The sequence below is a fragment of the Flavobacterium granuli genome (genome assembly GCF_900129705.1).
Taxonomy (GTDB): Bacteria; Bacteroidota; Bacteroidia; order Flavobacteriales; family Flavobacteriaceae; genus Flavobacterium; species Flavobacterium granuli.
In genome coordinates, this window is the sequence record NZ_FQWO01000033.1 from 1 (window position 1) to 1,115 (window position 1,115).

General features: G+C 47.5%; 1 protein-coding gene. It reads right to left on the reverse strand.

Annotated features, from left to right (window positions below):
• Positions 1–1,115: SprB repeat-containing protein (locus BUB25_RS16315; RefSeq protein ID WP_211517664.1), on the reverse strand; the 1,115-nt coding region annotated here is incomplete at both ends.

Here is a 1,115-nt window from a genome sequence, read left to right on the forward strand (position 1 = left end):
CTATAAGTAGCATTGGCCAGAGCGCTGAAGTTCCCGCTAGTTTGCCAAGCTCCAGTGTTCAATCGGTATTCATAAGTTCCATAACCACCAGTTGGCGCAGTCACGGTAATAGTTCCATCATTGGCGCCATTACAAGTCACATTTGTTTTAGCTACAGCGGCAGTCAAGGCAGCTGGCTGCGTGATGATTTGGTCGCCCAATACAATTACACAAGTAGGGTTTGCCGCATCGCGAATCTGCACGCTATAAGTAGCATTGGCCAAAGCGCTGAAGTTCCCGCTAGTTTGCCAAGCTCCAGTGTTCAATCGGTATTCATAAGTTCCATAACCACCAGTTGGCGCAGTTACGGTAATAGTTCCATCATTGGCACCATTACAAGTCACATTTGTTTTGTCCACAGCGGCTGTTAAGGCAGCTGGCTGTGTAATTTCTTGGTCACCCAATACAATTACACAAGTAGGGTTTGCCGCATCGCGAATCTGCACACTATAAGTAGCATTGGCCAGAGCGCTGAAGTTCCCGCTAGTTTGCCAAGCTCCAGTGTTCAATCGGTATTCATAAGTTCCATAACCACCAGTTGGCGCAGTTACGGTAATAGTTCCATCATTGGCACCATTACAAGTCACATTTGTTTTGTCCACAGCGGCTGTTAAGGCAGCTGGCTGTGTAATTTCTTGGTCACCCAATACAATTACACAAGTAGGGTTTGCCGCATCGCGAATCTGCACACTATAAGTAGCATTGGCCAGAGCGCTGAAGTTCCCGCTAGATTGCCATGCTCCAGTGTTCAATCGGTATTCATAAGTTCCATAACCACCGGCAGGCGCAGTTACGGTAATGGTTCCATCATTGGCGCCATTACAAGTTACATTTGTTTTGGCCACAGCGGCAGTCAAGGCAGCTGGCTGCGTTATGATTTGGTCGCCCAATACAATTACACAAGTAGGATTTGCTGCATCGCGAATCTGCACACTATAAGTAGCATTGGCCAGAGCGCTGAAGTTCCCGCTAGATTGCCATGCTCCAGTGTTCAATCGGTATTCATAAGTTCCATAACCACCGGCAGGCGCAGTTACGGTAATGGTTCCATCATTGGCGCCATTACAAGTTACATT